The sequence below is a fragment of the Micromonospora sp. H61 genome (assembly GCF_018070325.1).
GTDB classification, from domain to species: Bacteria; Actinomycetota; Actinomycetes; order Mycobacteriales; family Micromonosporaceae; genus Micromonospora; species Micromonospora salmantinae.
In genome coordinates, this window is record NZ_JAGPXY010000102.1 from 1 (window position 1) to 16,023 (window position 16,023).

The following is a 16,023-nucleotide window of genomic DNA, read 5'->3' on the forward strand; positions in this document are numbered from 1 at the left end:
CGGCCCCGCCCGCGACGAGACCGGCGACCAGGGCGGCCCCACCGGCGGCGCCGCCGGTGGCACCGAACGCGCCTGCGGCGGCCGCGCCGGCGGCGAGCGCCGGCCCGGCGGCGAGGCTCACAGTGCGGCCACGGAAGTTGGTGCGGTCCAACGCGGGCCCGGCCGGCGAGGTACGCGCCTCACGCAGCGCGTAGCGGGCCGCCGCGGCGCCCGCGCCGGCGATCAGCAGCCGGCCCAGCGCGCTCACGCCGCCACCTCGCTCGCTCGGTCACGCGCCACCTGGTCGGATCCGGACACGGGGGTACGTCGTTCGCTCACTGGGGCAGTCTAGGCAGCAGCGACGGGGCGTTGTCGCCGACGCCGTACTGGCCGGCCTTCTTCTCGGTGAGTTGCTGCACCAGGGCGAGGGTGGTGACCACCTGGCCCTGCACGGTGTTGGCGTTGTCGACCGTGGAGATGGTCTGGGCGAGCACCGGGTCGCCGCGCACCACACCGACCAGGTTGCCGCCGACGGAACCGTTGCCGGCCACCACGATCGAGCCGGTGCGGTCGAACTGCTCCGCGACGTTGACGACCGATTCGTCCCGCTTGTCGGAGTCCTTGTCGACGTACGGCTGGCCGCTGACCACGACGACCGCCTCCGCCGAGGCGGTGACCTTGTTGCTGTCGGTGGTCAGGTAGCCGGCGTTGTTGTAGGCGGCGAGCACCGCCCGTCGGTCGGCGTCACTGACCGGCGCGACGCCCTGGGGCCGGTCCAGCAGCACGCTGGCCAGCAGCGCGCTGGAGGTCTCCACGCCGTGCCCGTTGCCCGGCAGGCCGGTGGTCTGCGCGGTCGGGCGGGCGGCGGTGACGGCCAACTCCAGCAGGTTGGAGTTGTTGTCCGGGTTGATGAACTTGTCCTGCAGGTCGACCTGGCCGGTGATGGTGGCCCCGGCGAGCTGGAGCTTCTTGAGCACACCCTCGGTGTGGTCGCGCCCGTTGGGCAGGCTCAGCACCACGACCCGACGCCCGGTGAGGGTGCCGGGCAGGACGACCTGGGAGATCTCCTCGGCGAACTCCTCTTCCAGCGCGAGTTGCTTCTCCATGTTGCTGACCGTCTGACGCCAGTGTTGGTTGTCCTTGCGCAGCCCGGTGACCTGCCCCTGGAGCGAGTCGGCGACCGGGCCGTTGAGGGCGGCTGTGCCGACCACCAGACCGATCGCCAGAGCCAGGAAGACCGCGGTGAGGGACACCACGTGGTAGCGGAAGTTGATCACGCTTGCAGCCTCTTGATCGGTCGGGAACTAGAAAAGCCGGTACAGCTGGAACACGAAATTGTCCCACCACTCGGCGACCACGCCCAGGTACGCCTTCCCGACTGTCGACACGGCCACCGCGGACGCCATCGCCGCGATCGCCGACAGCACCAGCAGCAGCAGCGACGAGCCGGAGATGCTCTGCCGGTAGAGCCGGCTGACCCCCTTGGCGTCGACCAGCTTGCCGCCGACCTTCAGCCGGGTCAGGAACGTCGAGGCCATACCGCCGCGGCCCTTGTCGAGGAACTCGACGAGGGTGGCGTGGGTGCCGACCGCGACCAGCAGCGAGGCGCCCTTCTCGTCGGCGAGCAGCATGGCCAGATCCTCGCTGGTCGCCGCGGCCGGGAAGGTGATCGCCGGCACACCGAGGCCGTTGACCCGGGGCAGGCCGGGCGCGCGCCCGTCCGGGTACGCGTGCACGATCACCTCGGCGCCGCAGCGCAACACGTCGTCGGTGACCGAATCCATGTCCCCGATGATCATGTCGGGGGTGTAGCCGGCCTCTACCAGGGCGTCCGCGCCGCCGTCGACGCCGATGAGCACCGGCTTGAACTCCCGGATGTACGGGCGCAACACGTCCAGGTCGGCCTTGTAGTCGTAGCCGCGCACCACGATCAGGCAGTGCCGACCCTGCATCTGGGTCTCGATGTCCGGCACCCCGACACCGTCGAGCAGCAGGTCGCGTTCCTGACGCAGATAGTCCATCGTGTTGGCGGCGAACGCCTCCAACTGCACCGACAGACCCTCCCGGGCGTCCGCCATCGCCTTACCGACCGACTCGGCGTCCTGAAGGCTGCCGTGGGCCACCGGCTCGTCACCGGCGAAGACCGTGTTGCCCTCGATGCGCACCTGGTCGCCCTCGCGGATGCGCTCGAAGACGCCCTCCCCCAGGTCGTCGAGGAGCGGAATGCCGGCAGCGATCAACACCTCCGGGCCGAGGTTCGGGTAACGGCCGGAGACCGAGGGCTTGGCGTTGAGCACCGCCGCGACCCCGACGGCGACGAGCGAGTCGGCCGCCACCCGGTCCAGGTCGACGTGGTCGATGACCGCGATGTCACCGGGGCGCAGCCGACCGACCAGGCGTTTCGTCCGGCGATCAAGGCGCGCGGTGCCGAGGACTCTGCCCGGTTCGGAGTTCCGGTTCCGGCGCAACGTGGGTAGACGCATCGTGACCATCCTGGCATGTGAGGCAGGCTTTTCTGTCGCGACATGCCTGAGCAGGGCCGCCTACCCAGGGAAGCACACACCGGCACAAGCCGGTGTGCTTGCGCTCACAATACGCGGCGTCACAACCGCCTTTCCTTGGCGGCCACTGCCAAAAGCTCCTCGGCGTGGGCGATACCCAGATCTGAATCGGGCAAACCCGCCAGCATGCGCGCCAACTCCCGGGCCCGCTCGGTGTCCTCCACCACCCGCACCCCGCTGGTCGTCACCGCGCCACCGGTGTCCTTCGCCACCACCAGGTGCCGGTCGGCGAACGCGGCCACCTGCGGCAGGTGCGTGACCACCAACACCTGGTGGCTGCGGGCCAGTCGAGCCAGCCGGCGGCCGATCTCCACCGCCGCCTGCCCGCCGACCCCCGCGTCGACCTCGTCGAAGACCAACGTGGGCGGGCCACCGGAGCCGGCGAACACGACCTCGATGGCGAGCATCACCCGGGACAGCTCACCGCCGGAGGCGCCGCGCTGCAACGGCAGCGACGGCGCGCCCGGGTGGGCCAGCAACCGCAGCTCCACCTCGTCACCGCCGTCGGAGGTGACACCCACCTCGACACCGTTGACCGCAAGCGTCGGCTCGGCACGCCCGGCCGGACGGGGCAGCACCGCCACCTCGATCCGCGCGTGCGGCATCGCCAGACCGGCCAACTCGACGGTGACCTGGTCGGCGAAGCGGACCGCCGCCTCCTGCCGGGAGGTGGACACCCGCCCGGCCAGGTCGGCCACCTCCACGGCGAGCCGCTGGCCCTCCCGCTCCAACTCGTCGAGCACGTCGTCGGACATGTCCAGGTCGGACAGTCGGGTGCGCGCCCGATCGGCCCAGGCGATCACCCCGTCGACGTCGTCGGCGTACTTGCGGGTCAACGCGCGCAGCGCCGCCCGCCGCTCGTAGACGTGCTGCAACCGGGCCGGGTCCGCGTCCAGCGTCGCCAGGTACGCCGACAGCTCCGCCGACACGTCGGTGACCAGCGTGGCCGCCTCCTCCAGGCGGGCCGCCAGCTCACCGAGCGCCGGATCGGTGCCGGACTGCGCCTCCAGGGTCCGCCGGGCGGTGCCGAGCAGCGCCGCCGCGTCCGGGGTCTCCTCGGCGGCCTCCGCGCCACCGGCCACGCACTGCTGGGCGATCTGCGCGGCCGTCCGCAGGCCCTCGGCATGCTCCAGCCGCTGCGCCTCGGTCTTCAGCTCGTCGTCCTCACCGGGCTGCGGATCGACCCGGGTGATCTCGTCGAGGCCCAACCGCAGCAGGTCGGCCTCCTGGTTGCGCTCGCGGGCGTTACGCCGACGGTCGGCCAGGTCGTCGACGACCCGACGCCACCCCGTGTACGCCTCGCGCAGCGCGTCGAGCAGCTTCTCGTGCGCGGGGCCGGCGAACCGGTCCAGTGCGGCCCGCTGCTCGGCCGGACGCAGCAACCGCAGCTGATCGGACTGGCCGTGCACCGCGACCGCCTGCTCGCCGATCTCACCGAGCATCGACACCGGCATGCTCCGACCGCCGACGTGGGCGCGCGAGCGCCCCTCCACCGTCACCGTGCGGCTCAGCAACACCGAGCCGTCCTCGTCGGGTTCGCCACCGGCCTCGACGATCCGCGCGTGCACGGCGTCGGCGACCCGCCCGTGCAGCCGCAGCCGCCCCTCCACCACCGCACGGCCGGGTTGGGCGCGGACCCGCCCGGCGTCGGCCCGGCCACCGAAGAGCAGGCCGAGGCCGGTGACCACCATCGTCTTGCCGGCACCGGTCTCGCCGGTGATGACGTTCATGCCGCCGGTCAACGGCAGCGTGGTGTCTTCGATGACGCCCAGTCCGGTGATGCGCAGCTCTTCCAGCACAGCCACCGACAGTAGACGCGAGGCACGACAATTGACCAGCCGACGGGCCCGGGTACGGCCCGTACCCGGCCGACGTACAGTTCTGCCCCGTGTTGGACGTGATCGGCCTGACCTCGGCTGAGGAGGAGCTCTACCGCTGCCTGCTCCAGCTCACCACGGCCCGCATCGACGAGTTGGCCGGTCGCCTGCGCCGACCCCGTGAGCAGGTCGCCGCCCAGGTCGAGGCACTACGCGGCAAGGGCCTCGTGCAGCGCAGCGACAACGACCCGGACGCCCCGCTGCGCCCGACCGCCCCGGACGTCGCCCTCGGCGGGACGCTGCTGCGGCGTCAGGAGGACCTGGAGTCGGCCCGCCGACTGGTCACCCAACTGGCCGAGGAATACCGCTCCGGGCTACGCCGACACCACGTCGACCACCTGGTCGAGGTGATCACCGGCGCCCGGATCCTGCGGGACCGCCTGCGCGACCTGCAGAACTCGGCGCGTACCGAGGTGCTCTGGTTCTGCCGGGCCAATCCCCTCGCCATGGCCGGCCCGGAGAATGTCGAGGAGTTCGACGCGCTGGCCCGTGGGGTGAGCTACCGGGCCATCTACGAGCGTGACCTGCTGCTGGAGCCGGGCGCGTTGGCCGACCTGGCCAAGGGGGTCGCCGCCGGGGAGCAGGCCCGCGTCCTGGACCGGCTGCCGGTCCGACTGGCCATCGTGGACGCCCGCACGGCCATCTGCCCGCTGGTGCCCGACCGCGACGGCGGCGAACCGAGCGCCGCCGTGATCGGCCGCAGTCAACTGCTCGACGCGCTGCTCGCCCTCTTCGAGAGCCACTGGCGGGTCGCCACCCGGCTGCGCCTCGACGACCCCCTCGCCGTCGCGGCCCCCGAGGCTCGACGGCCGGAGCCCACGGACCAGCCGGGCGACGGTTACCAGCCCGACGCCGACGAGGCCCGACTGCTGTCGCTGTTCGTGGCGGGCGTACCGGACAAGTCCATCGCCTCCCAGCTCGGGGTGAGCCGGCGGACCGTGCAGCGGCGCATCGCCGACCTGATGGCCGCCGCCGGGGTGGACACCCGGCCGGGGTTGGCGTTCCAGGTGGCCCGACGCGGCTGGCTCTGACGCGCGCGGGTCCGCCGTCGACCGACGGCGGACCCTCAACCGGCAGGGCGGGACGGCGAGGCCGCCCCGCCCCACCCGATCAGCGCAGCCCGTACGCCTGGAGCACCGTCTGCTCGACGGTGTTCCCGGCCCGGTCGGCGGCGTGCACCCGCAGCGACACCGTTCCACGCCCCTTCGGCACAGTCGCGGTGTAGCGGGTGCCCGACCCCGTTGTCCGCGCGTTGCGCCAGGTGACGCCCCCGTCGAACGAGACCTGCACCCGAACGCTGGCACCGGTCGGCGCCGGCACCCCGGCCGGCTGCCGCAGGGTCAGCCCGAGCTGGTGCGGCCGGTTGCCGCGTACCGTGGCGTGCAGGTCGGCCGGCACCCGGTAGTCCACCTGGAGCAGCGACAACGCCTTGGCGGCGTCGCCCGCCGGTCGGGCCGAGGTGAACTCCCAGGCCGTTTCGGTCCGCGTGCCGTAACGCCACTCGGCCGAGGACCGCTGGGTGGTCACGTCCAGGCGGTAGCGGGCGGCCCCGGCGGTCGTGGGCACCGACTTCCAGCCGTCGGAGAGGTCCGCGATCTGCTGCCCGTTGCGGCTGACCCGCGCCGTGACGGTGTCCGACTCCTCGCTCTCGCCGGCCACGCTGTAGTGCCCCTCGGCGTCGACGAACTCGGGCACCCGCAACTCCAGGTTGTCACCGGTGCGGGTGGGCACCGGCGCCCCTCGGGCCGGGACGGCCGGGCGGAGCACCGGCGCGTGCCAGGTCTCGGTCACCCGGTCGTCGGCGGCGTAGCGCCGGGGCTGCTGGGTCAGACCGCCGGCCAACTGCCCCCACTGCATGAACATCTGCTTGTGCAGCACCCGTTGCTGCCACCAGTTGTCGCCGGAGCTGACGAACTCCTGCCGGGTGGTGCCGTTGCGGACCATGCGCTGGTCGTCGTTCCAGGCGTACTCCTGCCACGGACGCCAGCCGAACCGCTCCTCGGTGGCCCAGCCCGCACCCATGTCGCCGTAGCTCGCGGTCACCTCGGCGGTGTTCTTCGCGGTCACCGTGTGCACGACACGCTCCGGCACCCGACCCTTCGACACCTGCCACACGTCGTACAGGTAGGGGCTGTCCACGGTCAGCGTCAGGTCCAGCGTCGCCCGACCCTTGCGCGCCGCCGCGATCAGCCGCTGCCCGTCGTCGTACGCGACCACCATCGACGGGATCGGCAGCCGCTCTCCCGTGGGCCGCCAGACCGTCCACGCGCTCTGGTCCTCCGGCCGGACGATCAGCACCGCGGCAGCGCCGGCCGCCGCCGCGGCGGCCACCTGCTCCTCTTCCGAGCGGTTCGGGTCGGCGCCGAGCAGCACGGCGGTGCCCCGCACCCGCGTCAGCTCGGCGGGGGTGCCGGTGCCGGCCCAGACCAGCGGCAGCTTCCGCCGACCGGTCGGCGCCGGCGACGTGCCCAGCAGGTTGATGTCCGACGGACCGGACACCCCGCTGATCGTCGCGTCCACCATGGGCGCGACGAGCTGCCACCGCGAGGCGAACTCGAACTCGCCCTGGCGCACCTGGCGGGTCGGCGTGACGTTGACCTGCTGAACGGTGCTGTAGGCCATCACGCCGTGGTCGATCTGCCGGCCATTGCCCAGCACCCGGTGCACGTAGTAGCTGAGCGTGGCCCGCTGCTCGCTGGGCTTCGGCGTCTCGATCCGCACCGGCGTGCCCTTACGCGCGTCGAGCACCACTGTCAGGTCCCGGTCGACTGTCACCTCCGGCTCGATGATCTGGGTCATCTGCTCGTCCAGGGGGACACCGTGCGTCATCAGCGCGGTCAGCACGTACGTGCCCTCCTCGACCTCCAGGGTGCCCTCGCCACCCCACATGCCCCAGAAGTCCGACTCGGGCTGCTCACCGAAGACGGTCAACCCCGGCGAGAGGCCCGGCTGGCCCTGCCGGTCCAGCAGCTTGATGGTGAGGTGGTGCACAGGACCGCTGACGGTGAGCCCGACCGGGGTGCGTACCGCGACGCCGTCCGTGCCGGTCGCCACCAGCCAGCCACCATGCGGGCCCCGGCCCAGCTTCGCCGGGTCGGCGCGCAGCGGCACAGCCACACTGCCGCCCGCCGGCACTGTCACCTCGCCGGAGGTCACGGCGACCCCGTCGGGCTCGGCCACTCCGGTGTCCACATTGCGCAGTTCCAGGGCCAGTCGCAGAGTCTGCGCGGTCTTCGTGCCGTTGGTGTACGTCACGGTCCGCTCGACCGCCGCACCGCCGGTGGAGATCCGGCCGAAGTCCGCGGTGGCCGAGGCGTACACCTGCTGGCCGAGCGCCCGCGCCACGTCGACCCGACCGCCACCCTGCTCGAACACGGTCAACGACGGGTTCGCCTTCGTGGTGCTGACCAGCGCGTCCTTGAGTTTCGCGGCCGGCCAATCGGGGTGTTCCTGGGCGAGAATCGCCGCCGCACCGGCCACGTGCGGGGTGGCCATCGAGGTGCCGGACGCGGTCGTGTACGCGTCGCCCACCGGCGTACCCATGGCGGTGCCGGCAGCCCGGGCGGCGACGATGCCGACGCCCGGCGCGGTGATCTCGGGCTTGAGGCCGTTGTCGCCGAGGCGCGGGCCCCGGCTGGAGAACTCCGCCAGGTTGTCGGCACGGTCCACCGCGCCGACGGTGAGCGCCGCCGCGGCCGCTCCGGGCGCGCCGACGGTACGCGCGGCGCCCGAGTTGCCGGCGGCAACCACGAACAGCGCGCCGGTCTCAGCGGTCAGGTCGTTCACCGCCTGGCTCATCGGGTCGGTGCCGTCGGTCGGATCGCCGCCGAGGCTCATGCTGACCACCTTCGCGCCGGAGTGGGCGGCCCACTCCATGCCCGCGATGATGGACGAGCTGTAGCCGGAGCCACCGTCGTCGAGCACCTTGCCGACCAGCAACCGCGCCCCCGGGGCGACGCCCTTGCGCAACCCGTCGGACGCCGCCCCGCTGCCGGCGATGGTGGCGGCCACGTGGGTGCCGTGGCCGTGCCCGTCGCGGGCGCTGCCGCTGCCGGAGAAGTCCTGCGCCTCGACGATCCGACCGGCCAGGTCGGGGTGGGTGGCGTCGACACCGGTGTCGAGCACCGCCACCTTCACGCCGGCACCGTCGCGCCCGGCCGCCCAGGCCGTCGGGGCGCCGATCTGCGGCACGCTGTGCTCCAGCGCCGGGCGGACCTTCCCGTCCAGCCAGACACGGGCGATGCCAGCACCCAGCCGGGGCGCGGCGGCGGTCGTGGTCCGGCTGGCCGACGTACCGGCGAGCGTGGTCCACAGGTTGCCGAGGGCCCCCTTGCCGACCCGAAGTGCCGCGCCGTTGATGCTCTCCAACGGCCGGGCGTCGGTGGCACCGACGAGCGGCTTGACCCGCCCGGCCGCCTGCTCCTGGTAGCGCACGATCAGTGGCAACGCGCCCTGCGCGGCGTCGCCGTAACCGTCGGCGGCCAACTCCTGCACGTCGAACAGGTTGGCGTCGAGGACGCCACTCGACACGTACGGCAGGGCGTCGCTGGGCAGCACCCGCAGCCGGCCGTCGACCTCCAGGGTCTGGAAGATGACGCGCTCGCGCCCGGGTCCCGGGCGGACAGTGGCGGCGACCCGGCCCGGCGCCGCGGGCGCGAGCTCGACCTGGTCGCCGGTGATCAGGGTGATGCGGACAGGTGCGTGCTGGGCGGGCGTGCCCGACGTCGGGCCGGTGGGCCGGGCGGGCGGGTCGGCGGACGCCGGTGCGGCGACGCCGACCACCAACGCGCCGACAGCGCCGACGGCGAGCCAGCGTGGGGACCAGTGCATGCGATGGGCTCCTCTACTCCTCCAGGCCCGCCATCCGTAGATGAGGGCCGATCGGAGTCTGCGTCGGAGCGTGTCACCAGGTCACTAGTCGCCCGCCGCCGCAGCGGCGACATGTCGTCAGGTGGACAACTGACATCCACCGACCGTGTGCGCCACGGTCACCGGCGGCTGCCACGCCAACCGTGCACGGGAAGGGCGAACTTGGCCACCAGCCGGTCGGTGAACGGACGGGGGCGCAGCCGCACGATGCGTACCGGCAGGGCGCCCCGACGCACCGTCACCCTCGCGCCGGGTGGCAGGTCGTAGACGCGCCGGCCGTCGCAGGAGAGCACGGCGAGGGTGGTGAACGGGTCGACGGTGATCACGAAGGTGGACGTCGGGGCGGTGACCAACGGGCGGCTGAACAACGCGTGCGCGCTGATCGGCACCAGCAGCAGCGCCTCCACCTCCGGCCAGACCACCGGGCCCCCACCGGAGAACGCGTACGCGGTGGAGCCGGTGGGGGTGGCGCAGACGACACCGTCACAGCCGTAACGCGACAGCGGCCGGCCGTCCACGTCGACGAGCAGCTCGAGCATCTGGGCCCGCTCGCCCTTCTCGATGCTGATCTCGTTAAGCGCCCAGGACTCGATGGTCGGCCCACCGTCGAACTCCGCCGTGACGTCCAGGGTCAGCCGCTCGTCGACCGTGTAGTTGCGGCCGACCACGTCCCGCACCGCGGTGTCCAGGTCGTCGATCTCCGCCTCCGCCAGGAAGCCCACCTTGCCGAGGTTGATGCCGAGCAGCGGCACCTTCGCGGGCCGGGCCAGCTCGGCGGCGCGCAGAAAGGTGCCGTCCCCACCGAGCGCGAAGACGATCTCGGCGCCCTCGGCGGCCTGCGGGCCGGCGACCGGCACCACGCCGGGCAGGTCGAGGTCGTCGGCCTCGTCGGCGACCACCCGTACCTCGAAGCCGGCGTCGATCAGGTCGGCGGCAACCGACCTGGCGTGCTCCGTGCTGCGCCGACGACCGGTGTGGGTCACCAGCAGCGCGGTCCGGCTCATCGGGCCGCCCGCCCACACCGGACCGGGCGGCGTCGCGCCACCGGTGCCGACACCTCGGCACGACCGCGTGTCACCGCGCGGCCCGTTGCGGCGCCCTCACTGCGCGCGTTCACCCTGCGACCTCCTCCGCCGCCACGTCCGGCACCACGCCGGCCGTCGTCGAGCCGTCCGGCCCGGCCGCCACCACGGCCCGCACCCGCTCCGGGTCGGCCGCTGGTGCGCCCCGGCGCAACCATACGAAGAACTCCACGTTGCCGCTCGGCCCGGGCAGCGGGCTGGCCGCCACGTCGGCCAGTCCGAGGCCGAGCCGCGCGGCCGCCGCGGCCACGTCCAGCACCGCTTCGGCGCGCAGCTCCGGATCGCGGACCACACCGCCGGCGCCGACCCGGTCCTTGCCGACCTCGAACTGCGGCTTGACCATCAATGCCAGGTCACCGTCGTCGCGGGTGCAGCCGGCCAGCGCCGGCAGCACCAGTCGCAGCGAGATGAACGACAGGTCGGCCACCGTGAGGTCGACCTGGCCACCGATCGCGTCAGCATCGAGGGTACGGACGTTCGTGCGCTCCAGGACGCGGACCCGCTCGTTGGTACGCAGCGGCCAGGCGAGCTGCCCGTAGCCGACGTCCACGGCCACCACCTCGGCCGCGTCGGCGCGCAGCAGCACGTCGGTGAACCCACCGGTCGACGCTCCCGCGTCCAGGCAACGCCGCCCGGCCACGTGCAGCCCACCGGGGGCGAACGCGGCCAGCGCACCGGCGAGCTTGTGCCCGCCTCGGGAGACGTACTCCTCGGCGGGGTCCGCACCGGTCACCAGGAGCGGGTCGGCGGGGTCGACCATCGCGGCCGCCTTGCGGGCTACCACGCCCCGCAGTTGGACCCGGCCGGCCTCCACCAACGCGGCGGCCTGCTCACGGGAGCGGGCCAGACCGCGGCGGACGAGTTCGGCGTCCAGCCGGTTACGACGTGCCATGGGTGGTTCTCCGGTCTGCTCAGGCCTGGTCGTCCCGCTCAGGTCTGGTCGATGGTGGCGAGGGTTTCCCGCAGCGTCTCGTAGGCCGCCTCGTACTGGGCGATCTGGTCGGCGGGAGCGAGCGTCGCCGCGTTGTGGATGGCCCGCACGGCGGCGTCCACCGCCGGATGCCGTGGCTCGTCGTCGTCCCCGAGATCCGGCGGCGGCCCGGGGCGGGCACCCATCGGCGGACCGGGGCGGGCCGGGAACGAGCCGCCGGGCGGCGGGCCGGGCCGGGTCATTCGGCGTCGTCCGGCCGCTGCCTACGCATCGCCGCCTTCTGGGCGGGCAACACGGCCGGCGTCGGGACGTCCTCGTCGGCCGTCCGGCTGATCGTCGCCGGCGGCTTCTTGGCGATGGCCTTCTTGGCGACCGCTTTCTTCGCGACGGCCTTCTTCGCCACCGGCGCCGAGACCGGGGCACCGGCCGAGCCCTCCGACGGCACGAGACCGGCGCCGGGCCGCGCGGCGACGGTCGGGTCGGGTTGTGGCGCGGGGCCGGCGGTCGGCACGTCGGCCGGCTCGGTGGACCGCGCCTCCCGCAGCTGCCGTTCCAGGTCGTGCACCCGCCGGGTCAGCTCGGCCACCTCGTCGGCGGTGGCCAGACCGACCGCGCCGAGGGCCCGGTCGACCTCGAAGCGGACCAGCTTGGTCAGCGCCTCCCGGTTGGCGGCGCCGGTGGTGACCAGTTCCTCGCCGAGGGCCTGGAGTTGGGCGGCGGTCGCGCCGCCGGAGCCGACGAGGCGACGTGCCACGTCCTGGGCCTTCTTCCGGGGCGCCTCCGCAAGGCCCATGGCCAGCTCGAGGTAGGCGCGCCACGCGTCCTGCATGCCTGAGTCCTTCCACGGGGCGGGGTGTGCAGGTGTCACGCTACCGGGCACCCCCGACCGACCCGTGCGGTACGGTGCCGAGGACGGCGTGGCGATCAGCGAGGGGGAGATGTGGCCAGCGTGGACGAGTGCCGGCAGGCGTTGCAGGAGCTGGCCGCCCGGTTGGATCGCAACGCCGAGACGGTGCGCGAACGGATCGACCTGGACCGGACGCTGGCCTGCCGAATCACCGACCTGGACACCGCGTTCCACGGCCGGATCACCGACGGCCGACTGGTCGAGCTGGCCGACGGCGACAACCCCAAGGCCAAGATCGCACTGAGCACGTCCAGCGACGACCTGCTCGCCCTGGTCCGTGGCGACCTGGACGTCACCAGCGCGGTGACCTCCCGCCGGGTGTCGATCAAGGCCAACCCGTTCGACCTGCTCAAGCTGCGCAAGCTGCTCTGACGACCGGCCGCTCACGCCGCCGCGGTCAGACCGAAACTCTCCACCGCGTGGGCCGCGTCCGGGCCCACCGGACGGATCTTCGGCAGTGCCGGCACCGACGCCGACCAGGCCACCGCGCAGAGCGCCGCGAGGGCGTCCAGCGGCCGGCCGGCCCCGGCCAGCTCCAACGTGCCGTCCCGGTCGGTCACTGACCAGCCGCCGGCGTCCGCCGGGCCCGGGACCCGCACGGCGGCAGCCGGGTCGAAGAGCCCCGCCAGGTCTCTCGCGACGTACGTGGGACGTCGCCGCGGCTCGGCGGCCAGCAGCTCCGGTACGCCGCTGACGCCGGTGAGCACGAGCAGGCTGTCCAGCCCGGCCCGGCGGGCGCCCTCGATGTCGGTGTCCAGCCGGTCACCCACCACCAGGCTCCGCCCACCGCCACTGCGCTTGGCGGCGGTCTCGAACAGCGCCGGCTCCGGCTTGCCGACCACCACGTCGGGGTCTCGCTCCAGTGCCGTACGCAGCACGGCTACCAGCGAACCGTTGCCGGGCAGCGGTCCCCGCCCACTGGGCAGGGTCCGATCGGTGTTGGTGGCGATCCAGATCGCACCCGCCCGCACCGCTACCGACGCTTCGGCCAGCTCGGCCCAGCCAACCTGCGGGCCGTACCCCTGCACCACCGCCGCCGGCTTCTCATCGGCCTGGGTGACCGGGTTCAGGCCGACCGCGCGCAGCTCCGCGCGCAGCGCCTCCGCGCCGACCACCAGCACCGACGCGCCGGCGGGCAGCCAGTCGCGCAACAGCTCGGCCGAGGCGGCCGCGGAGGTGAGGACCTCCTCCGGTCGGGCCGGCACGCCCATCCCGGTCAGCAGGTCGGCGACCTCGCTGGACCGGCGGGACGCGTTGTTGGTGGCGTACGCCACCGCCCGTCCCTCGGCGTGCAGCCGGGCCACCGCATCGACGGCGCCGGGGATCGGCCGGTCGATCAGGTAGATCACGCCGTCCAGGTCGAAGACGACCAGGGTGTACCCGTCGACCAGCCGCTCCCCCACGCCCGCGCTCACCGCTGCGTCGACCCCGACTCGTCGTCCCGGGCCAGCCCGGTCCCGTCGGCGGTCGCCGCGTCCCCGTCCGTCACGCCGCTGTCGCCAGTGGCGGCCGCGTCGGCGTTGCCGCTCTCGGTGGGGTGACGGTCCTCGTCCTCGTCGTCGAAGCCTCCGTCGTCAGCGGGACGGCCGACAGCGTCGGCCTCCTCGTCGTCGTCGAAGTCCTCGTCGTCGTCGTCGTCGTCGTCATCGTCGTCATCGTCGTCATCGTCGTCATCGTCGTCATCGTCATCGTCGTCATCGTCATCGTCATCGTCATCGACGTCGACGTCGACGTCGACGTCGTTCGCGTCGCTGGCCAGGTCGGCGTCGGGTCGGGCCGGTACCGCGCCGGGAGCGCCCGGGCCTGCGGCGATCTCCTCGGCGGCCTCGTCCTCGTCGTCACCCTCGATGACCACGCCGTCGAGTTCGAGCAGCCGCTCGGCGGCGTCGGTCTCGTCCTCGGTGTCCACGTCGGCAGCGCGGGAGAACCATTCGCGGGCCTCCTCGCGCCGACCCACCGCGAGCAGCGCGTCGGCGTTCGCGTACCGCAGCCGGGCCGTCCACGGCACGGTGGCCTCGTTGGTGAGGTCCGGAACCTGGAGCATCGCGACCGCGGCGTCCTTCTGCCCGAGGTCACCCCGCGCGCCGGCGGCGACGATCAGCAGTTCGATCGCCACGGCCTGGTCGAGCTTCTCCCGGTCCGCGCCACGGAACAGGTCGATGGCCCGCTCCGGCCGGCCGAGAGCCCGCTCGCAGTCCGCTAGCACGGCCAGGTGGCTCTGCAATCCGCTCATCCGGTGGTACGTGCGCAGCTCGGCGATCGCCGACTGCCACTCCCCCGCGCGGTACGCGGCCAGGCCGACCGCCTCACGGACAGCGGAGATGCGCGACGCGAGCCGCCGGGCGGCCAGCGCGTGCGCCAACGCCTCGGCCGGGTCCTCGTCGATCAGCTGCCCAGTGGCGACCAGGTGCCGGGCCACCGTCTCGGCGACCGGCTTGTTCAGCGAGAGCAGCTCAGCGCGAACGTCCTTGTCGAGGTCGGTCGCGACGATGTCGTCCGGCAGCGCCGGGGCCGAGCTACGCCCACCCTCGGACGACTCGGAGCCACCCGCGCGGTCATCGCGACGGAACTCCCCCTCGCGACGCGGCCGCTCGTCCGACCGGAAACCCCCGCTACGCTCTCCGCCCCGGTAGCCGCCCTCGCGGTCACCGCCACGGAAGCCACCCTCACGGGGGGCGCTGGAACGCGAACCGTCGCGGTCGCCGCCCCGGAAGCCACCGTCGCGACGGTCGCCGCCACGGGATCCACCGTCACGGTCACCACCTTCGCGCGGCGGGCCGGAGCGAGTGCGGTCACCACCCTGGTAACCGCCCTCACGACGGTCACCACCACGGAAACCACCATCGCGGTCACCACCGCGGAAGCCACCCTCACGAGGAGCCCCCGAGCGCGAACCGTCCCGGTCGCCGCCACGGAAGCCGCCGTCGCGACGGTCGCCGCCACGGAATCCGCCGTCACGGTCGCCGCCACGGAAGCCACCTTCGCGCGGCGGGCCGGAGCGAGTGCGGTCACCACCCTGGTAACCGCCCTCACGACGGTCACCACCACGGAAACCACCCTCACGCGGAGCGCTGGAACGCGAACCGTCACGGTCGCCGCCCCGGAAACCGCCCTCACGGCGGTCGCCGCCACGGAAACCACCGTCGCGGTCGCCGCCACGGTAGCCACCTTCGCGCGGAGCGCTGGAACGCGAACCGTCACGGTCGCCGCCACGGAAACCACCCTCACGGGGAGCGCCGGACCGGAAACCACCCTCACGCGGGGCACCCGAGCGTGACCCATCACGGTCGCCGCCACGGTAGCCACCTTCGCGCGGAGCGCTGGAACGCGAGCCGTCGCGGTCGCCACCTCGGAAACCACCCTCGCGGCGGTCGCCGCCGCGGTAGCCGCCCTCACGGGGGGCGCTGGAGCGCGAGCTGTCCCGGTCACCGCCACGGGAGCCAGAGTCGCGGCCGCCGGCGTATCCGCCTCGGGCGCCGCCGCCGCTGTCGCGGTCTCCCCGGTACGGGGGCCGGCCCTTGTCATCGCGGCGCGGGCCGCGGTCGCTTCCGCCCGCACCGTCAGTACGGTCTTCGTAACGACGGGGACGGTCTCCGCCCTGCGGTCCTGAACTCACAGGTACATCCTTCCTGATTGCGCCACCAATGGCGCTACGCAGTCGAGGGCCGACCCGGATGGGGCGGCCCTCGACTGGAAGATTGTCCGGCGGCGTCCTACTCTCCCACACCCTCACGAGTGCAGTACCATCGGCGCTGGAGGGCTTAGCTTCCGGGTTCGGAATGTAACCGGGCGTTTCCCCTCCGCCATGACCGCCGTA

Annotated in this window: 13 protein-coding genes, 1 rRNA gene and 1 pseudogene; 3 read left to right on the forward strand and 12 right to left on the reverse strand. The window is 73.3% G+C overall.

What is annotated here, in order from left to right:
* The 4 genes and pseudogenes from KBX08_RS30200 to recN all read right to left on the reverse strand — a co-directional run.
* A pseudogene (locus KBX08_RS30200) lies at positions 1-247 on the reverse strand (hypothetical protein); the annotation flags it as partial.
* Between the two features lie 67 nt (positions 248-314).
* Positions 315-1,256 (reverse strand): copper transporter, encoded by a 942-nt coding sequence (locus tag KBX08_RS30205; RefSeq protein ID WP_210786943.1) that lies wholly within the window; start codon positions 1,254-1,256, stop codon positions 315-317.
* 27 nt (positions 1,257-1,283) lie between these two features.
* The gene (gene steA, locus KBX08_RS30210; protein WP_091407271.1) at positions 1,284-2,462 is read right to left on the reverse strand and encodes a putative cytokinetic ring protein SteA; all 1,179 of its coding nucleotides are present in this window, start codon (positions 2,460-2,462) and stop codon (positions 1,284-1,286) included.
* A gap of 119 nt (positions 2,463-2,581) precedes the next feature.
* Positions 2,582-4,339 (reverse strand): DNA repair protein RecN, encoded by a 1,758-nt coding sequence (recN, locus tag KBX08_RS30215; RefSeq protein ID WP_210786964.1) that lies wholly within the window; start codon positions 4,337-4,339, stop codon positions 2,582-2,584.
* 89 nt (positions 4,340-4,428) lie between these two features.
* On the opposite strand from recN, the gene KBX08_RS30220 reads away from it, so the two are divergent.
* Entirely contained in the window at positions 4,429-5,448 is a 1,020-nt protein-coding gene (locus tag KBX08_RS30220) for a helix-turn-helix domain-containing protein (RefSeq protein ID WP_210786945.1), read from the forward strand.
* A gap of 79 nt (positions 5,449-5,527) precedes the next feature.
* Here KBX08_RS30220 and KBX08_RS30225 read toward each other — a convergent pair whose 3' ends face one another.
* The 5 genes from KBX08_RS30225 to KBX08_RS30245 all read right to left on the reverse strand — a co-directional run bounded on the left by KBX08_RS30225 (position 5,528) and on the right by KBX08_RS30245 (position 12,128).
* Positions 5,528-9,247, reverse strand: a complete 3,720-nt coding sequence (locus tag KBX08_RS30225; RefSeq protein WP_210786946.1) for a S8 family peptidase — start codon at positions 9,245-9,247, stop codon at positions 5,528-5,530.
* A 158-nt stretch (positions 9,248-9,405) separates the two neighbouring features.
* Positions 9,406-10,290 (reverse strand): NAD kinase, encoded by an 885-nt coding sequence (locus KBX08_RS30230; protein ID WP_210786948.1) that lies wholly within the window; start codon positions 10,288-10,290, stop codon positions 9,406-9,408.
* A 109-nt stretch (positions 10,291-10,399) separates the two neighbouring features.
* Positions 10,400-11,260, reverse strand: coding sequence for a TlyA family RNA methyltransferase (locus tag KBX08_RS30235; protein WP_210786950.1), 861 nt, complete (start codon positions 11,258-11,260; stop codon positions 10,400-10,402).
* Between the two features lie 38 nt (positions 11,261-11,298).
* Complete coding sequence (locus KBX08_RS30240; protein WP_210786952.1) at positions 11,299-11,541, reverse strand: hypothetical protein; 243 nt, start codon at positions 11,539-11,541, stop codon at positions 11,299-11,301.
* On the reverse strand, positions 11,538-12,128 hold the full coding sequence (locus KBX08_RS30245; protein ID WP_210786953.1) for a phasin family protein: 591 nt from the start codon (positions 12,126-12,128) through the stop codon (positions 11,538-11,540). Before KBX08_RS30245 ends, KBX08_RS30240 begins: the two co-directional genes overlap by 4 nt.
* 111 nt (positions 12,129-12,239) lie before the next feature.
* On the opposite strand from KBX08_RS30245, the gene KBX08_RS30250 reads away from it, so the two are divergent.
* Positions 12,240-12,578: an SCP2 sterol-binding domain-containing protein gene (locus KBX08_RS30250; RefSeq protein ID WP_210786955.1), complete on the forward strand. Its 339-nt coding sequence runs from the start codon at positions 12,240-12,242 to the stop codon at positions 12,576-12,578.
* Positions 12,579-12,589: 11 nt separating this feature from the next.
* Here KBX08_RS30250 and KBX08_RS30255 read toward each other — a convergent pair whose 3' ends face one another.
* Entirely contained in the window at positions 12,590-13,621 is a 1,032-nt protein-coding gene (locus KBX08_RS30255; RefSeq protein ID WP_210786957.1) for an HAD-IIA family hydrolase, read from the reverse strand.
* Positions 13,618-14,625: a hypothetical protein gene (locus KBX08_RS30260; protein ID WP_307850691.1), complete on the reverse strand. Its 1,008-nt coding sequence runs from the start codon at positions 14,623-14,625 to the stop codon at positions 13,618-13,620. The genes KBX08_RS30255 and KBX08_RS30260 overlap by 4 nt, the downstream gene beginning before the upstream one ends.
* Between KBX08_RS30260 and KBX08_RS30265 the strand changes: the two genes are divergently transcribed.
* Positions 14,614-15,483 (forward strand): hypothetical protein, encoded by an 870-nt coding sequence (locus tag KBX08_RS30265; RefSeq protein WP_210786968.1) that lies wholly within the window; start codon positions 14,614-14,616, stop codon positions 15,481-15,483. The genes KBX08_RS30260 and KBX08_RS30265 overlap by 12 nt on opposite strands.
* A 423-nt stretch (positions 15,484-15,906) precedes the next feature.
* On the opposite strand, the gene rrf is transcribed toward KBX08_RS30265, so the two are convergent.
* Positions 15,907-16,023 (reverse strand): 5S ribosomal RNA (rrf, locus tag KBX08_RS30270).

Excerpts from the sequence above, each read along its gene's own strand:
- steA (WP_091407271.1), bottom strand. The coding sequence starts at position 2,462 with ATGCGTCTACCCACGTTGCGCCGGAACCGGAACTCCGAACCGGGCAGA.
- KBX08_RS30225 (WP_210786946.1), bottom strand. The coding sequence starts at position 9,247 with ATGCACTGGTCCCCACGCTGGCTCGCCGTCGGCGCTGTCGGCGCGTTG.
- KBX08_RS30230 (WP_210786948.1), bottom strand. The coding sequence starts at position 10,290 with ATGAGCCGGACCGCGCTGCTGGTGACCCACACCGGTCGTCGGCGCAGC.
- KBX08_RS30235 (WP_210786950.1), bottom strand. The coding sequence starts at position 11,260 with ATGGCACGTCGTAACCGGCTGGACGCCGAACTCGTCCGCCGCGGTCTG.
- KBX08_RS30240 (WP_210786952.1), bottom strand. The coding sequence starts at position 11,541 with ATGACCCGGCCCGGCCCGCCGCCCGGCGGCTCGTTCCCGGCCCGCCCC.
- KBX08_RS30245 (WP_210786953.1), bottom strand. The coding sequence starts at position 12,128 with ATGCAGGACGCGTGGCGCGCCTACCTCGAGCTGGCCATGGGCCTTGCG.